The organism is Chelativorans composti (genome assembly GCF_039541695.1).
Taxonomy (GTDB): Bacteria; Pseudomonadota; Alphaproteobacteria; order Rhizobiales; family Rhizobiaceae; genus Chelativorans; species Chelativorans composti.
This window is the reverse complement of the sequence record NZ_BAABGS010000009.1, coordinates 136646-158582: the sequence shown is the minus strand read 5'-3', so window position 1 is coordinate 158582 and position 21937 is coordinate 136646. Positions and strand designations below refer to the sequence as shown.

The 21937-nt window shown below is 61.4% G+C and carries 17 protein-coding genes and 2 pseudogenes; 5 read left to right on the top strand and 14 right to left on the bottom strand.

Annotated features, from left to right (window positions below; all coding sequences use genetic code 11):
• Positions 1-285: pseudogene (locus ABD906_RS01780) on the top strand (hypothetical protein); the annotation flags it as partial.
• Positions 286-338: 53 nt separating this feature from the next.
• On the opposite strand, the gene ABD906_RS01775 reads toward ABD906_RS01780, so the two are convergent.
• The gene (locus ABD906_RS01775) at positions 339-1331 is read right to left on the bottom strand and encodes an MDR family oxidoreductase (RefSeq protein WP_345097868.1); all 993 of its coding nucleotides are present in this window, start codon (positions 1329-1331) and stop codon (positions 339-341) included.
• A 359-nt stretch (positions 1332-1690) separates the two neighbouring features.
• Between ABD906_RS01775 and ABD906_RS01770 the strand changes: the two genes are divergently transcribed.
• On the top strand, positions 1691-2440 hold the full coding sequence (locus ABD906_RS01770; RefSeq protein ID WP_345097866.1) for an IclR family transcriptional regulator: 750 nt from the start codon (positions 1691-1693) through the stop codon (positions 2438-2440).
• Positions 2441-2619: 179 nt separating this feature from the next.
• Positions 2620-3552: a DMT family transporter gene (locus ABD906_RS01765; protein WP_345097864.1), complete on the top strand. Its 933-nt coding sequence runs from the start codon at positions 2620-2622 to the stop codon at positions 3550-3552.
• A gap of 58 nt (positions 3553-3610) precedes the next feature.
• Here ABD906_RS01765 and metH read toward each other — a convergent pair whose 3' ends face one another.
• The gene (gene metH / locus ABD906_RS01760; RefSeq protein WP_345097863.1) at positions 3611-7402 is read right to left on the bottom strand and encodes a methionine synthase; all 3792 of its coding nucleotides are present in this window, start codon (positions 7400-7402) and stop codon (positions 3611-3613) included.
• Positions 7403-7536: 134 nt separating this feature from the next.
• Positions 7537-7875 (bottom strand): hypothetical protein, encoded by a 339-nt coding sequence (locus ABD906_RS01755; RefSeq protein WP_345097862.1) that lies wholly within the window; start codon positions 7873-7875, stop codon positions 7537-7539.
• 208 nt (positions 7876-8083) lie between these two features.
• On the opposite strand from ABD906_RS01755, the gene ABD906_RS01750 reads away from it, so the two are divergent.
• Entirely contained in the window at positions 8084-8527 is a 444-nt protein-coding gene (locus tag ABD906_RS01750) for an SRPBCC family protein (protein ID WP_345097861.1), read from the top strand.
• A 62-nt stretch (positions 8528-8589) separates the two neighbouring features.
• On the opposite strand, the pseudogene ABD906_RS01745 reads toward ABD906_RS01750, so the two are convergent.
• From ABD906_RS01745 to ABD906_RS01725, 5 genes and pseudogenes are all read right to left on the bottom strand, one after another.
• Positions 8590-9364, bottom strand: a pseudogene (locus tag ABD906_RS01745) (enoyl-CoA hydratase).
• Complete coding sequence (mmsB, locus tag ABD906_RS01740) at positions 9364-10305, bottom strand: 3-hydroxyisobutyrate dehydrogenase (protein WP_345097890.1); 942 nt, start codon at positions 10303-10305, stop codon at positions 9364-9366. Before mmsB ends, ABD906_RS01745 begins: the two are co-directional and overlap by 1 nt.
• Positions 10306-10471: 166 nt before the next feature.
• Positions 10472-11131 (bottom strand): helix-turn-helix domain-containing protein, encoded by a 660-nt coding sequence (locus ABD906_RS01735; protein ID WP_345097860.1) that lies wholly within the window; start codon positions 11129-11131, stop codon positions 10472-10474.
• 382 nt (positions 11132-11513) lie between these two features.
• A complete protein-coding gene (locus ABD906_RS01730) occupies positions 11514-12014 on the bottom strand; it encodes an Hsp20/alpha crystallin family protein (RefSeq protein WP_345097859.1) in 501 nt (166 codons plus the stop codon).
• A gap of 634 nt (positions 12015-12648) precedes the next feature.
• Positions 12649-13071: an OsmC family protein gene (locus ABD906_RS01725; protein WP_345097858.1), complete on the bottom strand. Its 423-nt coding sequence runs from the start codon at positions 13069-13071 to the stop codon at positions 12649-12651.
• A 307-nt stretch (positions 13072-13378) separates the two neighbouring features.
• On the opposite strand from ABD906_RS01725, the gene ABD906_RS01720 reads away from it, so the two are divergent.
• Complete coding sequence (locus ABD906_RS01720; protein ID WP_378187921.1) at positions 13379-14887, top strand: ABC transporter substrate-binding protein; 1509 nt, start codon at positions 13379-13381, stop codon at positions 14885-14887.
• 69 nt (positions 14888-14956) lie between these two features.
• Here ABD906_RS01720 and ABD906_RS01715 read toward each other — a convergent pair whose 3' ends face one another.
• From ABD906_RS01715 to ABD906_RS01690, 6 genes are all read right to left on the bottom strand, one after another.
• Entirely contained in the window at positions 14957-15853 is an 897-nt protein-coding gene (locus ABD906_RS01715) for a sugar phosphate isomerase/epimerase family protein (protein ID WP_345097857.1), read from the bottom strand.
• A gap of 141 nt (positions 15854-15994) precedes the next feature.
• On the bottom strand, positions 15995-16933 hold the full coding sequence (locus ABD906_RS01710) for an ABC transporter substrate-binding protein (RefSeq protein ID WP_345097856.1): 939 nt from the start codon (positions 16931-16933) through the stop codon (positions 15995-15997).
• 76 nt (positions 16934-17009) lie between these two features.
• Positions 17010-17993 carry an ABC transporter permease subunit gene (locus ABD906_RS01705; RefSeq protein WP_345097855.1) on the bottom strand — a complete coding sequence of 328 codons (984 nt, stop codon included), beginning with the start codon at positions 17991-17993 and terminating at the stop codon, positions 17010-17012.
• 34 nt (positions 17994-18027) lie between these two features.
• The gene (locus ABD906_RS01700; protein ID WP_378187918.1) at positions 18028-19623 is read right to left on the bottom strand and encodes a sugar ABC transporter ATP-binding protein; all 1596 of its coding nucleotides are present in this window, start codon (positions 19621-19623) and stop codon (positions 18028-18030) included.
• Positions 19620-21005, bottom strand: coding sequence for an FGGY-family carbohydrate kinase (locus ABD906_RS01695; RefSeq protein ID WP_345097854.1), 1386 nt, complete (start codon positions 21003-21005; stop codon positions 19620-19622). The genes ABD906_RS01700 and ABD906_RS01695 overlap by 4 nt, the downstream gene beginning before the upstream one ends.
• A complete protein-coding gene (locus ABD906_RS01690) occupies positions 21002-21784 on the bottom strand; it encodes a DeoR/GlpR family DNA-binding transcription regulator (RefSeq protein WP_345097853.1) in 783 nt (260 codons plus the stop codon). Before ABD906_RS01690 ends, ABD906_RS01695 begins: the two co-directional genes overlap by 4 nt.
• Positions 21785-21937 lie beyond the last annotated feature (153 nt).

The window sequence follows — 21937 nt, the reverse complement described above, 5'->3', positions numbered from 1 at the left end:
CGTGACGATCTCGTCGGGCTTGTGTCGCTTGTTTGCCATTGTGGTCCTCCTTCAGGGTCAAAACCATACTTCAAGGTGGACCCGTTCAATGGGGGTGGATCACTTGCGCCGGCGTCCGACCTTGCACCCTTCGCCTATTCCGGGCTGGTCTGGTCCATGGCGGTCACATGGCTGGTCTGGGGCACGATACCCGAAATCTGGACCTTCCTCGGTGCAGGCGTGATCTTCAGCAGCAGCTTCTTCTACTTCGTGAGCTCCAAGAAGAAACGCGAACAGAAGGTCTGACGCTCCCGCGTCCACCTACAGCAAGCAGGGCAGGGGACTTTCGTCCCCCGCCATCAGGTGATCTCGATCACCACCCGTCCGCGAATCCGTCCGGCAAGGATTTCCCCGGCGAGTTCAGGTACGCGGGACAACGGCTCGACTGTCGTCATGGAATCCAGGAGGGCGAGGTCCAGGCTCTCGGCAAGCGTCGCCCATGCGCGGTCACGCTTGGCATGCGGCGCCATCACCGAATCCACGCCAATTAGCGTCACCGCGCGCAAGATATGCGGCATCACCGAACCGGGCAGGTCCGCTCCTCCGGCTAGCCCGCAGGCAGTCACCGCACCACCGTAAACCGTCTGCGCCAGCACGTTCACGAGCGTTGTCGAGCCGACCGTATCGACGGCGCCAACCCAGCGTTCCTTCTGCAGCATGCTCCCCTTCTCGGCGAGGGTGCCGCGATCGACGAAACCCTTGGCGCCCAACGAGGCCAGATACTCGTGGGTTTCCTTGCGTCCGGTCGAGGCGGTGACCCGGTAGCCACGGCTGGCGAGCAGCGCCACGGCTACGGAGCCGACCCCGCCGGCCGCACCGGTGACCAAAACTTCGCCCTCCCGCTCCCGGATGGTGCCCCAGTCCTCGAGCGCGTTGACGCAGAGAGCGGCCGTATAGCCCGCCGTTCCGATCGCCATCGCCTGCCTGAGCGAAAACTTGGCCGGGAGTCTGGTGAGCATGTGCGGTTTCACCCGCTGGTAGCGCGCATAACCGCCCCATTCGGTTTCAGACATGCCCCAGCCGTTGACGACAACCTGATCGCCGGGTTTCCAGTCCGGGGAACGGGACTCGACTACCGTGCCGGCCAGATCGATGCCCGCAACCATCGGCAACCGCCGCGCAATGCGGCCCTTGCCACTGACGGCGAGCCCATCCTTGTAGTTCAGGCTGGAATAGGCCACCTCAACCAGGACGTCGTTATCCGGCAAATCGGATAGGGCAATGGGTTTGAATCCGGCACGCGGCTTGCCATCTACGTCCTCGATCATCAGCGCCTGAAAAGACTGTGTCACCAACTCCTCCATAGAATCAAACGACGCTCGCCACTCTTCTCCCAAATCCCCGGGCGCGGCCGCTACACCTGGGCACGGTTCATGCCCGGCTTGCGGGAATGATCGGCCCATGTGGTTACGATTCATACCCATTTTGCGAACCCAGGCCAGAGAACAGTTGCCCGGTGCAGCACAAACGGGTTTCAGCACGATCGTTCCCGTTGTCGGACCGGAGATGAGCTTGATCAATGCGCCCGCAAAAAATCCGTGCCACCCGACACGCTTGGCAGAGTGCCCATTGGCGCCGCTGCCATCTTGAAGGGAAACATCTTTCTTCAGATGCGGATACTGGCGCGCATATTCAGTCCTTTGAGGAATTCATGAGCGGATTGTCCCGATACCTCGCGGTTCTCCGCCTGCTGGGCGACGAGAGACCGCACATGACTGTTCCGGAAATCGCCCAGGCACTGAACACACCCACGAGCTCCGTCTACCGCACCGTGCGCGAGCTGCTGGCTGACGGATTTCTGGAAGCATCCGTGGAGAACAAGTACCGGCTCGGCCCGGCGATCATTGAGTTCGACCGCAGGGTACGCCTGTCCGACCCGCTCATCCGCACCGGGGAGCGGTTCCTGCCCCAGCTTGCAGAACAGGTGCGCGTACCGTGTCTGGTCTCTCTCTGCCGGCTCTACGGCGAGACGGTCATGTGCATCGCCGATTTTCACCACCCGGCTGTCGATTTCGTCTCGAGCTACGAGCGCGGACGCCCGATGCCTTTGCTACGGGGCGCGACGTCCAAGATCATTCTGGCCTACATGCCCACGCGCAAGCTCCAGCGCCTCCTGCGCACGCATCTTGCAACGGAAGAGGAGTATGAGGCCGTGAAGGCGGAGCTCGCTGCCCTGCGCAGGGTCGACTACTGCATCACCAGGGGCGAAGTGGACCCCGGCCTGATAGGAATTGCGGCGCCGATCCACGATCCAAACCTCGGCATCAACGCAAGCATTACCGTCATCGCGAAGCAGTCGGATCTCAATGGCGAACTGGCGATGCAGGTCCTGCCGTTCCTCGTTTCGACAGCCAAGATCATCAATGACCTGATGTCAAAATCCAGCATCCCGGGTCTCTGAGCGGAGCCCGTCTACGCGCCGCCCGCATCCGCCGGAGACCGGGTACCGTCTCTGCCGCTTCGCATCCGAACATCGCACTGCTGCCAGGGCAGGGCATGCAACGGGGTATGACCGGTGCCGGGCCACGTCATCATGTGCTACACGCTGGGCGGACCCCGCCTGCAAGAGAATGAGTCGCTGTGACCGATACTTCCGACAAGTCCCACGCAGCCCCGCACAGGCCTTCGCACGTGGACAACTATCTGGTGGGAATGCTGTTTGCTCTCCTCGCCTTCTTTCTGCTGGCGGCGATGAACATGATCGCCAAGCTGCTGTCGGTCAATCACAGCGTCCTGGAGATAAGCTTCTACCGCAATCTTATCGCGGTCATGCCCTTTCTGTTCGTTGTCTTCGGGATGGGCAGGCGGGACATCCTGAAGGCGAAGGGAGACGTGAAACTCCTGATCTTCCGCTCCGTGCTCGGAACTGTGTCTTTGGCCGTGACTTTTGCTGCCTATGCGGCCATGCCGATGGCGGACACGACCGCCTTTCTGTTCACGACATCGCTGATCGTCCCGGCACTCGGCTTTTTCATGCTCGGCGAACGGGTGAGCTCGTTCCGCTGGTCGGCGATAGCCGCGGGCTTCATCGGGGTCCTGATCATGGTGCGCCCGGCGGGCGACGTGAACGTTCTTGGTGTTACCCTGGCGCTGAGCGCCGCCTTCATACACGCCTTTCTTCAGATCCTCCTGCGTAAGCTGGGCAAGGTGGAATCGCCTGAAACCGTGACGTTCTATTTCTTGCTGATCGGGATGCTCGTGACCGCCGTGCCGATGCCGTTCATCTTCACCATGCCCACCATGGAGCAGGTTCCGTTGCTGATCGCCATCGGTCTCTGCGGCGCGCTGGCACAACTCTGCCTGTCCATCGCCTACAAGAACGCACCGGCCAACGTGGTGACGACCTTCAACTACAGCGGCATCATCTGGGCGACGGCCTTCGGCTGGTTCATCTGGAGCGACTGGCCGACGCTCAACGTATGGATCGGCGGCGTGCTGGTGATCCTCTCGAACCTGGTGATCCTCTGGCGAGAGGCGAGGGCAGGCGCCCGCCAACCACGCGCCGTCGAGTAGGCGTTCGCGGGAGACGGCCGCGCTGCCATCAGCAACGCGGTCTGATTTCTTTGGTCGGTTACTCGGCCGCCTTGTCGTAGGCCGCCGGGACGTAATTGAGGATCGGACCGAGCCAGCGCTCGACCTCTTCGATCGCCATGCCCTTGCGACGGGCATAGTCCTCCACCTGGTCGCGCTCCACCTTGGCGACGCCGAAATAGTAGCTCTCCGGATGCGAGAGATAGAGACCCGAGACCGAGGAGCCCGGCCACATGGCCATGCTCTCGGTGAGCTTCACGCCTGCCTTGGACTCCGCATCGAGTAGCCGGAACAGCGTGACCTTCTCGGTATGATCCGGCTGAGCCGGGTAGCCGGGGGCAGGGCGGATACCCTTGTACGCTTCGGCAATCAGCTCGTCGTTGGTCAGGTTTTCGTCCGGCGCATAGCCCCAGAGCTCCTTGCGCACATATTCGTGCATGCGCTCTGCGAAAGCCTCGGCGAAGCGGTCGGCCAGCGCTTTGACCATGATCGAGCTGTAGTCGTCGTTCGCGCGCTCAAATCGCTCGGCGATGGCGACTTCCTCGATGCCCGCGGTCACCACGAAACCGCCGATGTAATCGCGCTTGCCGCTCTCCAGCGGGGCGATGAAGTCGGCGAGCGCCAGGTTCGGCTTGCCGTCGCGGCGGCTCAACTGCTGGCGAAGCGTGAAGAAGGTCCCAAGCTCCTGGCCGCGGCTCTCGTCGGTGAAGACGCGAATGTCGTCACCGACCGCGTTCGCGGGCCAGAAGCCGACCACGGCCTTCGGCGCGAACCACTTCTCCTCGATGATCTTCTGGAGCATCGCCTGCGCGTCCTCGAAAAGCTGCCGGGCGGCTTCCCCCTGCTTCTCGTCCTCGAGAATCTGCGGATAACGGCCGCGCATCTCCCAGGCCTGGAAGAAGGGCGTCCAGTCGATGTAGCGGGCCAGCTCGGACAGATCCCAGGTCTCGAAGGTCCTCGTGCCAAGGAAAGAGGGAACCGGCGGCTCATAGTTCGCCCAGTCGATCTTGTAGGCATTGGCGCGCGCTTTCTCGATCGGCACGCGCTGCTTGTCCGCCTCGGCCCGTTCATGCGCCTCCGCCACCCGCTTGTACTCGGCACGGACGGACTCGATGAACTCGTTGCGGGCATCCGACAGCAGCGAGGAGACCACGGCCACCGCGCGGCTCGCGTCGTTGACGTGAACAGCCTGGCAGCGGCTATAGGCCGGATGGATCTTCACCGCGGTATGGACGCGGCTGGTGGTGGCGCCGCCGATTAGCAGCGGAATGTCGAAGCCCTCACGCTCCATCTCGGAAGCCACATGCACCATCTCGTCAAGCGACGGCGTGATGAGTCCGGAAAGACCGATGATGTCGACCTTCTCTTCCTTCGCCGTCTGCAGGATCTTGGTCGCCGGGACCATGACGCCAAGGTCGATGATCTCGTAATTGTTGCAGGCGAGCACGACGCCGACGATGTTCTTGCCAATATCGTGCACGTCGCCCTTCACCGTCGCGAGCAGGACCTTGCCTGCGGACTGGCGTTCGCCACCGGTCTGGTTGGCAAGCTTCTCCGCCTCCATGTAGGGCAGGAGGACGGCCACGGCCTGCTTCATCACGCGGGCGGACTTCACCACCTGCGGCAGGAACATCTTGCCCGAGCCGAACAAGTCACCGACCACGTTCATGCCGGCCATCAGCGGGCCCTCGATCACGTCGAGGGGGCGCTTGGCCTTCTGGCGGGCCTCTTCGGTGTCCACCTCGATGAACTCGGTGATGCCATTGACCAGTGCGTGCTCAAGCCGCTTCTCGACCGGCCACTCGCGCCAGGAGAGATCCTTTTCCTTGCTCTCCTTGCTGGCGGAACCCTTGTACCGTTCGGCAAGCTCCAGGAGGCGCTCGGTCGCCGTGCCGCCGGCCTTCGGCTTGCGGTTGAGCACGACGTCCTCACAAGCCTCGCGCAGCTCCGGGTCGATCGTGTCATAGACAACCAGCTGCCCGGCGTTGACGATGCCCATATCCATGCCCGCCTGGATGGCGTGATACAGGAACACCGAGTGCATCGCCTGCCGCACTGGCTCGTTGCCACGGAAGGAGAAGCTCAGGTTCGATACACCACCAGAGACGTGAACGTGCGGCAGGGACTTGCGGATCTCGGCCGCCGCCTCGATGAAGTCCACGCCGTAGTTGTCGTGTTCCTCGATACCGGTCGCGACCGCAAAGATGTTCGGGTCGAAGATGATGTCTTCCGGCGGAAAGCCCACCTTCTCCGTCAGCAGCTTGTATGCGCGGGTGCAGATTTCCACCTTGCGCTGCCTGGTGTCGGCCTGGCCCTTCTCGTCGAAAGCCATGACGACAACCGCGGCGCCATACATGCGGCAGAGCCGCGCGTGATGCAGGAATGCTTCTTCGCCTTCCTTGAGCGAGATGGAATTGACGATCGCCTTGCCTTGCACGCACTTCAGGCCGGCTTCAATCACCTCCCACTTGGAGGAGTCGATCATGATCGGCACACGGGCGATGTCGGGCTCAGCGGCGATGAGGTTAAGGAACTCCACCATCGCCTTCTTGGAGTCGATCAGGCCCTCGTCCATGTTGACGTCGATGACCTGTGCGCCGTTCTCCACCTGGTCGCGGGCCACGTCGAGCGCAGCCGCATAGTCGCCGGCGGTGATCAGTTTGCGAAACTTGGCGGAACCGGTGACGTTCGTGCGCTCGCCGACGTTCACGAAGGGAATGTCTTCCGTCAGTGTGAACGGCTCAAGGCCGGAGAGCATCAGCAGCGGGCGGGGCTCAACCGGCTTGCGCGGGGCAAGACCGCGCACCGCCTCGGCGATCATGGCAATGTGTTCCGGCGTCGAGCCGCAGCAGCCGCCCACCACGTTGACCAGCCCCTCCTGCGCAAAGTCGCGCAGCTGGGCGGCCATCATCTCCGGCGTCTCGTCATACTTGCCGAATGCGTTCGGAAGGCCCGCGTTCGGATAGGCGCAGATGAAGGTATCGGCAACGCTCGCGAGCTCCGCGATGTGCGGACGCATGGCGGCAGCGCCGAGGGCGCAGTTGAGTCCCACCGTAAAAGGCTTCGCGTGGCGGATCGAATACCAGAATGCCGTCGGCGTCTGGCCGGAGAGCGTGCGGCCGGACAGATCCGTGATCGTGCCGGAGATCATCAGCGGCAGACGGACACCCTTTTCCGCAAACACCTCCTCGCAGGCGAAAATGGCCGCCTTGGCGTTCAACGTGTCGAAGATCGTCTCGATCAGGATGATGTCCGCGCCGCCATCGACCAGGCCGCGAATCTGCTCGCCATACGCAAGGCGCAGCTCGTCAAAGGAAATGGCGCGAAAGCCGGGGTTGTTCACGTCAGGCGAAATGGACGCCGTGCGATTGGTAGGACCAATGGCACCGGCCACGAAGCGGCGCTTGCCGTCCTCGCGCTGGGCGCGCAACGCCGCGCGGCGCGCGAGCCTCGCGCCCTCGCGGTTGAGGTCGTAGACGGCATCCTCCATCCCGTAATCCGCCTGAGCAACCCGGGTCGAGGAAAAAGTGTTGGTTTCAAGGATGTCCGCGCCGGCGATGGCATACTTGTAATGGATCTCTTCAATCGCCGAGGGCTGCGACAGGATCAGAAGGTCGTTGTTGCCCTTCTGGTGACACTCACAATTGATGAAGCGCGAGCCCCGGAAATGTTCCTCGTCGAAACCCAGGCCCTGGATCTGGGTGCCCATCGCGCCATCGAGAATCAGGATGCGCTCCCGCGCTGCCGCGGTCAGGGCCGCAAGCACCTCCGCGCCATCGGGCCTGGCGACTGGACCGAGAAGATTATCCAGCAAAGACGGTTCCTGCGGCATGACAATTCCTTATGTGACGGGCTCTTGGGCTTTTCACATAAAGACATCTTTATGTCAACATACAGTCATTGGCATAGAGAAATGCCGGCCCGGCACCGGCCGGACCACCTAGTTCTCCGATCCGTCGGTCGCCGTCAGGTTCGCAAGAACAGCAGCCCGAAAGCTACTCCAATTGCGACAATGGCCAGCAGAAACCACCATACGCTCACGGCACGCGGCTGGACAGCCCCTTCGATCGGTCGCATGGCCTCGGCATGGGACGAGGCATGAGCATCCCGGTTGGTCCGGGGCGTGTCCGATGGGGTTTCCGGTGGCAACGGATCTGAAGACCCCCCCGCTTCAGCGTCCGTTTCCAGCGGCGCGGCTGCGGGATCGAAGCCGGGGACCTTGTCGCCATCGAGACCCTTCTGGATGCGACCACGGGTCTGGGCGGCTTGGCGTGCGGGCGTGGCCTTGTCACGAATGACCGTCATATGGCCCTCCTTCTATTCTCGGAAGAACCCGCAAGGATGGCGCCGGTTCCCTCATGGGGCTGCAACAGTCTGGCGACAGCCAGCAGTGCCCAGACGACACTCCCGCCGAACCGCCTTCGGGCGGATCGAGACAATCGGGACTTCATGATGTCGGATGCACCGCATCCCATCCGTCCTTGGTCCAACCAACTCAGGAAGGAGGATCCCGATGCCCAGCACCGTACGCCTGCACCGCGTTCTCACCGCCAGCCCGGAAAAGGTCTACCGCGCCTTTGTGGAGGCCGACGCGGTTGCCAAATGGCTCCCGCCCAACGGCTTCACCTGCACCGTCCAGCAATTCGAGCCGACGATAAAAGGCACGTTCCGAATGTCATTCCGCAATTTCACGACCTCCCAGGCCGAGTCCTTCGGGGGCGAGTTCCTGGAGCTCTCGCCCGGCGAGCGCATCCGCTACACGGACAAATTCGACGATCCGAACCTGCCCGGCGCCATGGAAGTCACTGTAACCTTGAAGAAGGTTTCGGTGGGCACGGAGCTCGAAATCGTCCAGTCCGGTATACCGGATGCCGTTCCGCCGGAGGCCTGCTATCTCGGCTGGCAGGAGTCATTGCGCAACCTGGCGCGTCTGGTGGAGCCCGAGATCACGGCATAGGCTTGGGGAACCCGCATGAACGAGACTCGGCCGGGCGCCGGCAACTGGCGCCCCCGACCGCGCTAGCCGTTCTTGAACTCGGCCTGCCGCTTCTCGATGAAGGCTGCCATGCCTTCCTTCTGGTCCTGCGTGGCGAACATGGAATGAAACACGCGACGCTCGAAACGCACCCCCTCCGACAGCGAAACCTCGTCAGCCCGGTGGACGGCCTCCTTCGTCATCATGGCGATCGGAAGAGACATGGAGGCGATGGTCTCGGCAGTCTTGATGGCGTCGTCGAGCAGATTGGCAAGCGGCACCACGCGCGCGACGAGACCCGCTGCGCTCCGCTTCCTCCGTATCCATCATCCGGCCGGTCAGGCACATCTCCATGGCCTTCGCCCGCCCGATCAGGCGCGTGAGGCGCTGCGTTCCGCCCATGCCGGGCATGACGCCAAGCTTGATCTCCGGCTGGCCGAACCTGGCGTTGTCGGCGGCAATGATGAAGTCACACATCATCGCAAGCTCGCAGCCGCCTCCCAGCGCATAGCCGGCAACCGCTGCGATCATCGGCTTGCGGCGCGAAGCCACGCGATCCCATCCCGCGAAATAGTCGTCGAGATAGGTGCCGGGATAGGTGATGTTCGCCATCTCCTTGATGTCCGCGCCAGCGGCAAAAGCCTTCTGCGAACCCGTGATGACAATGCAGCCGATGGACGGATCGCGGTCGAACCCGTCCAGCACCTCATTCATCTCCCGCAGAAGCTCCGAGTTGAGCGCATTGAGCGCCTCCGGGCGGTTGAGTGTGATGAGCCCCACCTTGCCACGCGTTTCCACCAGTATAGTCGAATAGGACATCAGTCCTTGCCTCCACCCCTTAGAAAATTGATGATTCCGGAGAAGTCCTCGCTGGCGTGCCCGGCTGCAGCGAACAGCGAGTAAAGCTGCGCCGCCTCGGCGCCAAGCGGCGTCGTGGCGCCGGTGGCGTTTGCCGCCTCCTGCGCGAGCCGCAGATCCTTCAGCATCAGCGCAGCTGCAAAGCCTGGCTTGTAGCCGTTGTTCGCCGGTGAGGATGGAACGGGGCCCGGCACGGGGCAGTAGGAGGTCAGCGACCAGCACTGGCCGGACGAAGTGGACGCCACATCGAACAGGGCCTGATGCGAGAGGCCCAGCTTCTCGGCCAAGACGAAGGCCTCCGCGACGCCTATCATGGAAATCCCGAGGATCATGTTGTTGCAGATCTTGGCTGCCTGCCCTGCTCCGGCGTCGCCGCAATGGACGATCTTCGCACCCATCTTCTCAAGAACCGGCCTGGCCCGCGCGAAGGCTTCCCCCGTTCCGCCGCACATGAAGGTGAGCGTGCCGGCTGTGGCGCCGCCCACGCCACCTGACACCGGCGCATCCAAGGACGCGAGCCCGCGGTTCGCCGCCGCAGCCATTTCGTGCGCCTGGCGGGCGCTGCCGACATCGAGCGTGGAACTGTCTATGAGAAGCGCGCCATCCTTCATGGCCGGCACGATCTCCCGCCAGACGGCAAGAACGTGCCGCCCGGCCGGAAGCATGGTGATAACGACATCGGCATCACTCACGGCCTCCGGCGCAGACGTCGCGGTCTTGATGCCTTTCTCCCGGGCGTCTGCGCAGGCCGTGGGCGACAGATCGAAACCCGTCACCCGATAGCCGCCTTTAACCAGATTGGCAGCCATCGGGCAGCCCATGTTGCCAAGCCCGATGAATGCGATCGTCTCCGCCATGGCGCGTCCTCCTTCGAGCGCATGTTCACAGCAAACTGAGACGATCCTAGGCCGTTCCCCGCTCCCTGCTCAAGACACAGCTTCGCGCGTCAACGGAAGCAGAAACGGCCGGAGCATTTCCCGCGTCGAATGCGAAGACCCATCGCCGGAACGTCTGGTGCCCTGGAGACCATCCGCGCTTTCGGCAGAGCAGTAATGGCAGCAAGAGGCCTTAGTGGCAGGCCATGGCCGTCAGCGCCTGGCGCTGCACGATGTCGACGCCGCGCAGTCCGGTCAGCCGGATGACGCCGCGCCGCTTCAGCGTCGAGAAGGCGCGGGAAACCGTTTCGATCGTCAGGCCGAGATAGTCGGCGATGTCAGACCGCGTCATCGGAAGTTCGATGTGGGACTGTTCGCCCTGCTGCTCGGCCATTTCCAGGAGGAAGCTGGCAATCCTCTCCATGGCGTTCTGCCGGCCGAGCATCATGAGATGGTCTTCTGCACGCAGCAGGCACTGAAGCGCCATGGGCAGCAGTTCGTTTGCCATCTCCTCGGAGCCGGATCCGGTCGAAAGGATCTGGATCCCGCTGTCACAGACGGCTTCTGCAAAAAAGCGGCGCTCCTTGCCGGCCTCGAAGCCGAAGACCTCGCCCGGCAGATGGAACGCGGAGATCTGGCGCCGGCCGTCCGACAGCAGGCGGTAGACACGCACGCATCCGAATGCCACCCGATAGAGCTTCCCGCAGGCATCGCCCTCAGCATAGATCTCTGATCCAGCCCGAAAGAAAACCGGTGCCGGCAGGTCCCTTTCGGGACGAACAGCAGCCACATTCGGATTGCGGAACTTGTGACCATGTGCAGTGGAAACACCAGGAATTTCAGATGCGAGCATTTGACAACCCTCCGTGTTTGTCGGGTTATCTATACTGAAGATGCCCAGCTCCGAAATTGTGCCGTATCCTTACGCAATTATACGTATTCATAACAAATGAAGCTTTTTCAATGGCAACAATTTTTGATAGTGAAATAGTTTATAATATATCACAGTCCTGGATCTGGAATATACTGAGATAATGGCCTATAAATAAAATAAATGGCAGAATCTAAAAATACGATAATCCTGAACAATACACAACATGATTGCGCATCAGGCTGCCGACGCGAGTACGGACGGATAGCCGGCCCTGCAATGGCTGGACACAAAAGGTTCGCATCAAAAAAAGCATCGGCGCGCAAGTTCGCGCGCCGGTGCAGTGCGACTTTGCACATGCCCATCAACCTGCGTTGATGGCGATCTTCTTTTCGGCTTTGGCTTCAGCCGTCTTCGGCAGCTTTACCGTCAGGACGCCCTTGGCGAAGCTTGCCTCGATCTTGTCGGCATCGACGCCTTCGGGAATGCGGAAGCTGCGCTGGAACGAGCCGTAACGGCGCTCCGACAGGTAGTAACCCTTCTGCTTCTCTTCCTTGTTCTCCGACTTCTCACCCTTGATCGTCAGAGTACCGTTCGCAAGGCTGACTTCGACGTCCTTCTCGTCCAGGCCCGGAAGTTCGGCCGTGATTTCGTAGCAATCATCCTTCTCGGCGATATCCGTTGCCGGAACGAGGGTGCCCGCAACATTCGACAAACGAGGCACGTCAAAGCCTAGAAAGCGCGACGGAAGTCTCCACTCGTCGAACAGCCGGTCGATCTCCCGGCGCAGGTTTTCAAAGGGCGACCAATCGTCAACCTTGGCAGGATCGGTGTTCTTGGAAATCGGGAGTTTATTGCCCAACATGGGTCTTCTCCTTTGGTCAGAGATTGCCGCAATGATCCGGGCACCGACCATCGGCCTCAGCGGCGGCTCACATGCTTCGATGCCGCGGATCCTTCTGCCGAACGTGACTGCGGAACCCAGCCACAAAAGCACTCAGAGGGCTGGCCAACCAGCTTGTGTCCCGTTGCAAGCGATCAACCAGCATCAACAGAAGAGCTCTCATGACACTTTCCTTCATTGACGCCGATCAAACATAAGCAAGAAGATCTTTGCGAACAGAAGCGACACCATAAATTTCATGTGCAGAATAAGCCTGTCCCGGGCACAGTCTGCGCCAGAGACACCGTAAATCCAGCAAGTTGAAAAAAGTTACATTATAAATTTAGGCTCAGTACTTCCGAGCGCAAGAGCTTTCGGTAGCGCGCATCCGACAACGCATTATCTGGCACATGCCTTAGGCCTGCGGCGGGAGAGACACCAGGACGCCCCGGCTCCCGGAGCAATAGCTGACCAATCCAGGCGCGGAAGAAGGGATGATGAGGCGCGGCCTGCAGCCATGGGCACCGTGACGACCACGAGGCATCCGGGCGTCAGCGCCAGATGCAATTCTTCGATTGGTTTTCGGCTGGCGCGTTCACACGCTTCCGTTGGACTGTTATGCGTCCTCCGGAATGTCCGTCACGTCGCGGATCTCGACGTTGCTCGTCAGCGTGTTGCCGACGGTACAGAGATGGTGCGCCTCGTCGATCAGCTTCTGCCGTTCCTCTTCCGAAAAATCGCCCTTGATCGCGAAGAGGCAATCGAACCTCGCCACCCGCGACGGCTGATCAAGCGCCTTTTCATGGCGCACATCCACCTTCACGGAAACCAGCCGATCCTGCCAGCCAAGATTGCGGGCGGCGATCCTGACGCTCAGCACGAGGCAGCCAGCCAGCGCGGCGTCCATCATTTCAAGAGGTGTCATGCCACCGTCACGCACCCCACCGGCGATATCGATGCTCGCGCCCGTCGACCGCGCCACAACCTTCCCCTGCCCCTGTCCCGGCAGGAGGGCTTCCACCACACTGGATCTCTTCACGATATTGACCATGACACGCCCAACAAAAGTTTCACTGACCGGCGCAAGCTGCGAATGATGCACGCAACCTTCCCCTCCTTCCAGATAGAGCGTCAGGGGCAAAGGCGCAACAAGGCCGGGAGGCCTTGTCTACGCCAAAATCCATTCTAGCGGCTCGTCCTTGCATGAAATGATATTGCTGTGACCATTGATTTCGTAAAATAGTTTTCTTCGCCGGTCCCGTTGGAAACGTCTACATTCACGCCAAATCGTCTGGCGCCAGCAACAATCGCCCGGCGCAACGAACAGGCATGAGGAGAACAACAAGATGACCGTAAAGCAGAAGTGGGCTGGCTGGGGTGCCGGCATCGCCACGGCCCTGATGCTGGTGCTCTCGGGCACCGCCGAGGTCCGGGCGCAGGACGCAGATCCGAACGCCATCATCCGAATCGGCTCGCTCTACGAGCCGCAGAATCTCGACAACACCGCCGGTGCTGGCCAGGGCATCAACGAGGCTTTCAACGGCAATGTCTACGAGGGCCTGTTCCAACTGCAGGACGACGGCTCCGTGAAGCCCAAGCTTGCGGCCGAATATTCGGTCAGCGACGATGGCCTGACCTACACCATCAAACTGCAGCCGAACGTGACCTTCCATTCCGGCGACCCGCTGACCTCGGCTGACGTCAAGTACAGCATCGAGCGCGTGACAGCGGAGACCTCCAAGAGCTCGCGCAAGAGCAGTCTCTCCAATATCGAGAGCATCGAGACGCCGGACGACCAGACGGTCGTGATCCGCCTTAAAAGCCGCTCGATCTCGCTGCCCTACAATCTCACCTACGTCTGGATCGTAAACGATGCGGCCGGCAACATCACCTCGGCCGCCGACGGCACCGGCCCCTACAAGCTCGACACCTGGCGCCGTGGCTCCAGCATCAGCCTTGTCCCCTTTGAGAACTACTGGGGCGAGAAGCCGAAGAACGGCGGCGTGACGTTCAACTACTTCACGGAGGCGACGGCGCTCAACAACGCCCTGCTCACCGACGCAGTGGACATCATCACCAGCGTCCAGAGCCCGGATTCGCTCGCCCAGTTTACGGACAACCCGGCCTTCACCGTATCTGAGGGCGCGTCCACGACCAAGGAAGTGCTTGCCTTCAACGACCGCATCGAACCCTTCAGCAACACGAAGGTCCGCAAGGCCATCACCCGCGCGATCAACCGCGAACAGCTGCTCAAGTCCATCTGGGGTGAGTATGGCACGCTGATCGGCTCGTTCGTGCCGCCGACCGACCCGTGGTACATCGACCTTACCGGTGTCGATCCGTATGACCCCGAGAGCGCCAGGCAGCTGCTGGCCGAGGCCGGCTATGCCGATGGCTTCACCTTTACGCTGGATACCCCGAACTACGATCCGCACCCGATCGTCGCGCAGTTCGTTCAGAGCGAGCTCGCCAAGGTCGGCATCAAGGTGAACATCAACATCATCACCGCCAACGAGTGGTACACGAAGATCTACCAGGCGCGCGACTTCGAGGCGACGCTGCAGGAGCACGTGAACCATCGCGACATCGTCTTCTACGGCAACCCGAACTTCTACTGGGGCTACAACAATCCGCAGGTCGTGGACCTGATCGCCTCGGCCGAGGCCAGCGCCACCGAGGAAGAGCAGGTGGAGAAGCTCAAGGAAGCCAACCGCATCATCGCTGAGGACGCGGCCAGCACCTGGCTTTATCTCTATCCGCAGATCGTGGTATCGAGCGCGTCGGTGAGCGGGTATCCCGTCAATGGGCTGAACTCGCAGTTCTTCGCCTACGACATCGTGAAGCGCGCGCAATAGACGGCCACCTAATATGACGAAAGGGCGGGCCAGCGGCTCGCCCTTTTCCCCTCCGCAGGATCACAGGCTCTATGAGGGCCGGTGCTCCCGCCGCACCAGCTCCGCCTTGCGCCGCGCGGTCTCCATGCCCAGCGAAATGAAACTGCGCGCATGCCGCGCCAGATCCACGTTATCGGTCCAAAGGTTGCGCCAGATGGCCGCCTTCAGTGAAAGATCCTCATCTACAATTTCCGAAGAGAAGGATTCGAAGGTGATGTAGTCATCGTAGCCGATAGCCACGAGCGCATCGAACACGGCTGCGAAGTCGATGCTGCCGGTACCGAGATAACCCCGGTGGCTTTCGCCTATGTGGACATAGCCCACCTTGTCGGCGGCGTTCCGCAGCGCCAGTCCCAGGTCCGCCTCCTCGATGTTCATGTGGAACGTATCGAGGTGGAGGAACACATTCGAGGCGCCCGTGTCCCTGATGTATGCCAGGCCCTGAGCTGCAGTGTTGAGCAGGTTGCTTTCGAAGCGGTTGACTATCTCGAGATTGAGCGTGACACCCGCCGCCTTGGCCCGCTCGGCCACCCTGGCAAGATTGGAGACACTGCGGTCCCAGGCATCCGGTGTCGGCGCCTCCGGCGTATAGCCATGGGCCGAACTCAGGATGCCGCCGAGTTTGGTGCCCCCGAGATCACGGGTGAGCGCGACAGCTCGGTCAAGAATGGCCACGCCATTCTTCTGGATGTCCGGATCGGCACTGGAAATGTCGCCGTCGCGCGGCAACCCCATGCTGATGGCCACCGCAAGCCCATATTCCTCAAGCCTTCGTGCCAGCCACGGCATGTCGACGGCGGTTGGGTCAAGATAGGAGAATTCGATAAGATCGAAACCGGCTTCCTTGGTGCGGGACAGAACGCTCTCGATTTCGTTGCGCGACGAGCTAGCGCTCCAGACAAAGGAGTGAATGCCGAGTTTGGTCATGGCAACCTCTCGCGTTCGGGGACTGCGGCTGCCGCCGCTGCTACCCCACGGACCGGACCGTTCCCGCAAAGGCGGAAAAAGCCCATCTTCAAATGAAAGGCGCAGCCGGAAGACTCCGGCTGCGCGATGGCAGGTCAAGCTTCAGCGGGCAGCGGTCCAACCCTTGTACTCGTTCACGTTCTCCGCGGTGATCAGCTGCGGATCGAGCAGCACGGTGTCCTGCTCGGGCTTCTCGCCCTGGAGCACCTTGTAGCCCAGCTCCAGCGCCATACCGGCCATCACGTAAGGATCCTGCGAGGCCGATGCCTTGATCATCGAGGTGCCGGTCTTCAACGCCTCTTCGATGTCCGGAGCCCCGTCCACAGCGGTGATGAAGAACTCGGTACGATTGAGCTGGCGCGCCGCAAGCTCGGCGCCGATTGCTGTCGGGTCGTTGATCGCAAAGACAGCATCCACGTCGTCAAAGCGGGTCAGCAGGCTCTGCATCACGTCCAGACCGCCCTCGCGGGAGGCCTTGCCGTTCTGATCATCCGACAGAATGTTGATGCCCGAGTGTTTCTCGAACACGCTCTTGCAGCCCTTCACGCGGTCAATGATGGACGACGACTGCGGACCGTTGATGATGATGACATTGCCCTGGCCGTTGAGCTGGTCAACGATGTACTGACAGGCGATCTCGCCAGCCTTCACGTTGTTGGTCATGACCGTGACATCGGCGCCGGGCGCGGACACGTCAAAGGCGGCGACGACAATGCCGGCATCCTGAGCTTTCTTCACAGCCGGCGCAATGGCACTCGCATCCACTGCGTTGAGCATGATGATATCGACGCCAGCCGCGATGAAGCTGTCGATCTGGGATACCTGCTTGTTCAGGTCGTAGTCGGCCGAGACCGACGTGATCTTCACGTCCGGGTTGATCTCCTTGGCGCGGTCCTCGATGCCCTTGATCGTGGCCACGAAGAAGGGGTTGCCCAGCAGGCCCACAGAGATGCCGATGCTGTTCAAGTCTTTCGCCACGGCCGAACCCGCCATCATGGACGCGAGTGCGGCGCCGCAAAGCAGCCTTTTCATCCTCGTCATTGTTGCTCCTCCTCTTCCTCCGTTTTACGCCGGATGGCGCTGACTCACCGGTCGTGAACCGGTGTTGGATCATCAATCACGTCCTACTCACTCCCTGGAGCCGGTAGCGATCCAGCGCCACGGCCGCGATGATGACCAATCCCTTGATAATGTACTGCCAGATGTCCGAGACCCCCACGAGGATGAGGCCATTGGACAGCACAGCTATGATGAGGGCGCCGATCAGCGTGCCCCAAATGGAACCGACTCCCCCCACGAAGCTCGTGCCACCGAGAATGACAGCCGCGATGGCATCGAGCTCATAGGCTTGGCCAAGCTGCAGCCCGTTGGCCGCGAACAGGCGCGCCGCCGACATGGCACCGCCAAGGCCGGACAGGAGGCCGGACATCGAGTAGACGAAGAGCAGTACAAGCGACACCTTGATGCCAGTTAGCCGTGCCGCCTCCATGTTGCCGCCCACGGCATAAATCCAGGTGCCTAGCACCGTCCGCCGCAGGATGAACCACGATACCAGAACCACCGAGATGGCTATGATTGCCAGCCAAGGCACGCCAAACAATGTGCCATTGCCGATAAAGGCAAAGGGCAGCGACGGGTTGAACACCGTGGTGTCGTTGCCGAGAAGGCGGGCAACGCCGCGCACGGCCGTGAGAGAACCCAGTGTCACAATGAACGGCGGTAATCGCAGATAGGCGATGAGCGCTCCGTTGATGAAGCCGCATGCAAGACCCATTGCTAGTGCTGCGAGAATGCCCAGCATGCCCCAGTCTGGGAAAAGTGAGACGATGACCGCGATCATCGCCGAGGCTGCCAGCACCGAGCCGACCGACAGGTCGATTCCGCCCGTGAGGATCACGAAGGTCATGCCGGCGGCGAGCACGATGTTGATCGAGGCCTGCTGCATGACGATCGACAGATTATTTAGCGTCAGGAAGCGGCCCGAAAGCAGCTGGAAGCCGATCACCAGCAGCAGCAGAACCGGCAGCATGCCGAGAGCGGAGATCAGCATCCGAAGCCGGAGCTGTCGGTCTCTCTGGGTCTGGACAACAGCGTCAGTCATCGCCTTTTCTCGATCTTGCCTTTGCGTTTCACGATCATGCCGCCGGCACGCGTTCCTGAAGGCTCGCGGCGCCCGTGGACAGGGCCATGACGGCCTCCTGGTCAATCGGCTCGGTTGCGCTCGCCGCCACCTCGCCAGCGATCCTGCCCTCACGCATCACCAGCGTCCGGTCAGCCACGCCGACGATCTCTGGAAGCTCGCTGGAGATGATGACAATCGCGATGCCACCGCGGGCGAGTTCGTCGATCAGCCGGTAGATTTCAGATTTGGCCCCCACATCCACGCCGCGCGTCGGTTCGTCGAGAATGATGACCTTGGGCTTGGTCTCCAGCAGACGCGCCAGCAGTACCTTCTGCTGGTTCCCGCCCGACAGCGCGCCAGCCTTCATCGCAGCGCTATGCGCTCTGATGGACAGGGATTCAATCGCCTGGGCCGCACGCCGCGCCATGGCCTTGAAGTCGATGAGACCACCCTTGCGGGCATCCTTCCTTAGCACGCTGACACTTACGTTCTCGGCGATGGACATGTCGAGGAACAGGCCCAACACCTTGCGGTCTTCCGTGAGATAGGCCACGCCCTGGTCCAGGGCCTCGCGCGGTGAACTGATCGACAGCTCCTTGCCGTTGAGAATAATGGTTCCCGAGGTTCGCTTATCCGCGCCGTAGATCAGGCGCGCCAGCTCCGTCCGCCCGGAACCAACGAGGCCGGCAATGCCAAGCACCTCGCCGCGGTAGACATCAAAGGAGCAATCGTGGACCCGCTTGCCGTCCCCCACGTTGCGCACCGAAAGAATGATCTCGCCACTCTTCGGCGTGTAGTGCTGCTTGCGATAGAAGGAGGAAAGGTCCCGCCCCACCATCATGGAGACCAGCCGCGAGGCAGACAGCTCCTCGCGCTCAAGCGTGCCCACATAGGTGCCGTCGCGCAGCACGCTGCAGCGGTCCGCCAGGCGATAGATCTCTTCCATCCGGTGGCTGATGTAGATGACGGCGATACCTTCCTTCTTGAGGTTATGGATCACCTCGAAGAGCTTTTCCGTCTCCCGCGTTGTCAGCGAGGTCGTCGGCTCATCCATGACAATGATCCGCGCATCGGCGCTGAGGGCGCGGGCGATCTCCACCAGCTGGCGCTCGCCCAGCGACAGTGTGCCCACCAGCGTCGTCGGGGAAAAATGCACTCCCAGACGTTCAAGAATTGGTCCGGACGCCTTCACCATCGCACGGCGATCGACCGTGCCGTAGCGGGAGGGCTCGCTGCCCAGGAACATGTTTTGGGCGACGGTGAGGTTTGGCGCGAGCGACAGCTCCTGATAGATGACGGCAATTCCCCTTGCCTTGGCCAGCTTCGGATTGCCTGTCGGCATCGGCTCACCGCCGACAATAATCTCGCCGCCGGGATCTGCCGTGTAGGCGCCGGAGAGGACCTTCATCAGCGTGGATTTTCCCGCACCATTCTCGCCCATGAGCGCGTGCAGTTCGCCCGGGTAAACGGTGAAGGAGACATTCTTTAGCGCCTGAATTGCTCCGAAGGTCTTGCTTATATTGCGCATTTCAAGCACCGGAGCGGTCGCCCGCGCAGTGACGGAAAAGGCCCCCTGCCTGGTCGCGAGATTCTCGTTTAGCGCGTTCATGAGCGACTCCTTGCCTTTTGCCGCCGCTCCTCGACCTTGTCGCGCCACTCGGCGCGGTATTCGACAAGGCCGCGAAGTTCGGAAGGAACCGTAACGCTGCATTCGACCGGCCTTGGCTTTCCACCCAGCGCCTCGAAAGCAAGCGCTGCAGCACCAACCGCCGACCCCTCGGGGTTGTCGCTGGACAGCACCTTCTGCTCCGGCCGGAGCTGGGCCAGCACCTCTGCATAGGCACCCGTCTTCACCAGCCCGCCGTCGACGATGATGGTGTTGCGGGAACCGATAAGGTCAAGACAATAGTCGCTCATCAGCGTTACGTAGAGCAGCGCCAAGGCAGCGCGCTCGACATCCGAGCCGATCGCTCCCGTGATCTCACCTCGCGTTTCCTGCGAAGGTCCACCAGGTGCGAAACTTGGCAGCGCGAACAGCCTGCGGTCGATCACGGCCTGAAGGCTTTCGCGGCTCACCCGCGGGGATGCACCTTCGCGGATTGTGTCGAACTCACGCCCGCCCATGAAGCGGATCGTGGGTACCGGCGCGCCGTCCACGCTCACATTGGCCAGCATGTCGCGCTCCTCGTCCAGCAGGGAAAACGGGCATTCACTGTTGAAGATGACGACCCAGGTGCCGCTGGAGATCAGCGTGAAGGAATCGTGGCCCGCAGCCCGATAGCAGTAGAGCGACGAATTGGAGTCGTGTACCGCGTTGTGGACCGCCAGAGTGCGCGCCTCTCCTGCTGGCAGCGCGATACGGGTGTCACCCACCACTTCGCCCGCCCGCACAAAGGGCGGCATCTTTTCGCGCCAGCCGCGTTGGTCAACCAGAGAAGAGAAATCGTTCCGCAGCGGTGCCCACAGATGCGAATGGCAGCCGAGATAGGAGCGCTCCGACACGGCCGTTCCGGAAAACCGCCAGGTCCAGAACTGCGGATATCCCAGGATGTATTGCGATGCCTCCAGCACATCCGGTCTGACATTTTCCAGCCAAAGAATGTGCCGGCCAAAGTTGAAACCCATCGGCAGGCGCGGTGAATAGGTTTCGGAAAATGACGGAATTAACGCGTCGATTTTTGCCGCAATATCCTCCGGCGGCTCCTGTTCATAATCCAGGATCGGATAGGTGAGGCGGTCGCCCGAGACGAGGGCGAAGGTGCACCCGTGACCGGAAACCATCACGCCTTCGACGCCGTATTCGGTAACTGCCTTGCCGAGCGCAGCTCGCATCCAGCTCTCCAGCCTCGCGTCATCGAGCACGCGGAAACCCTCATGGTTCCGCCACGCCGGGGCCTCACGCTGCTCGTCGAGGATCTCCCCCTCTGGAGAAAAGACAAACATCTTGGAGTTCGTCTTTCCGAGGTCGAACACTGCAACCGGCGCGATCATGCCTCGTCCCCCGCCCTTCTCGCGATCATCAGCCGGATGCCTGCACTCTCGATCATCTGGGCATTCTTGTCCGAAATTCCCTCGTCCGTCACCAGCGTGCTGATGCGCGGAAGCGGCAGCACGACATGACGTGGCCGGAGCGAAAACTTTCGACTGTCCGCCAGCACCACAATCTCGTCCGCGCATTCGCTCAGATCCCGGATCACTTTCACAAGAAGCGGATGGGATTCGAGAATGCCTTCGTTGCTGATGCCCTGCGTGCCCAGAAAGAACTTTGAAGCGAAGAAGCCTGGCGAGGAAGACTGCAGAGAATGGATAATGCCGGGCTCGCGGTGCAGCTCGCCGCCCGCGACAGTAAGCTGGCACGTGCCGTGCTCACCCAGATAGGAAGCGAGCGGCATGGAATTCGTGTAGATACGCAGGTTCCGGCGGGCCAGTCGTATGCCGAGGTAATAACAGGTAGACCCAGCGTGAACGATAATGGAATCCCCGTCTGCAACAAGGTTTTCCGCCACCCGGGCAATGGCCTGCTTGGCATCAACGGCGATGTCTCGGTTCTCGTTGTAGGGACGGGCGGAGGCGTAGCCCGCGGCATATCCTTCAGCCGCCGAAATGCCGCCATAGACCTTACGGGCCAAGCCAGTCTCGTGGAGTTTCTCAATGTCGCGCCGGACGGTTGCGGCCGAAACACCGAGCACCTTCTGAAGGTCCCGCACCGAGGCAAACGGGCGTTCCTTCAACAGTTCCCGGATAACTCTGTGGCGATCACTGTCGCTCACCAGCCTGTTCCTCCCCGCGTCTTTTCGCGCGTCCTTGATCAGATATAATCAGAATGGGCGGCGCATAGCAAGCAACTTTGCTCACGGTTGACGAAACTCAATCATCATGTGATAGCTAGCGGAACCGCCATCCAGCGGGTGCCCTTCGGAGGA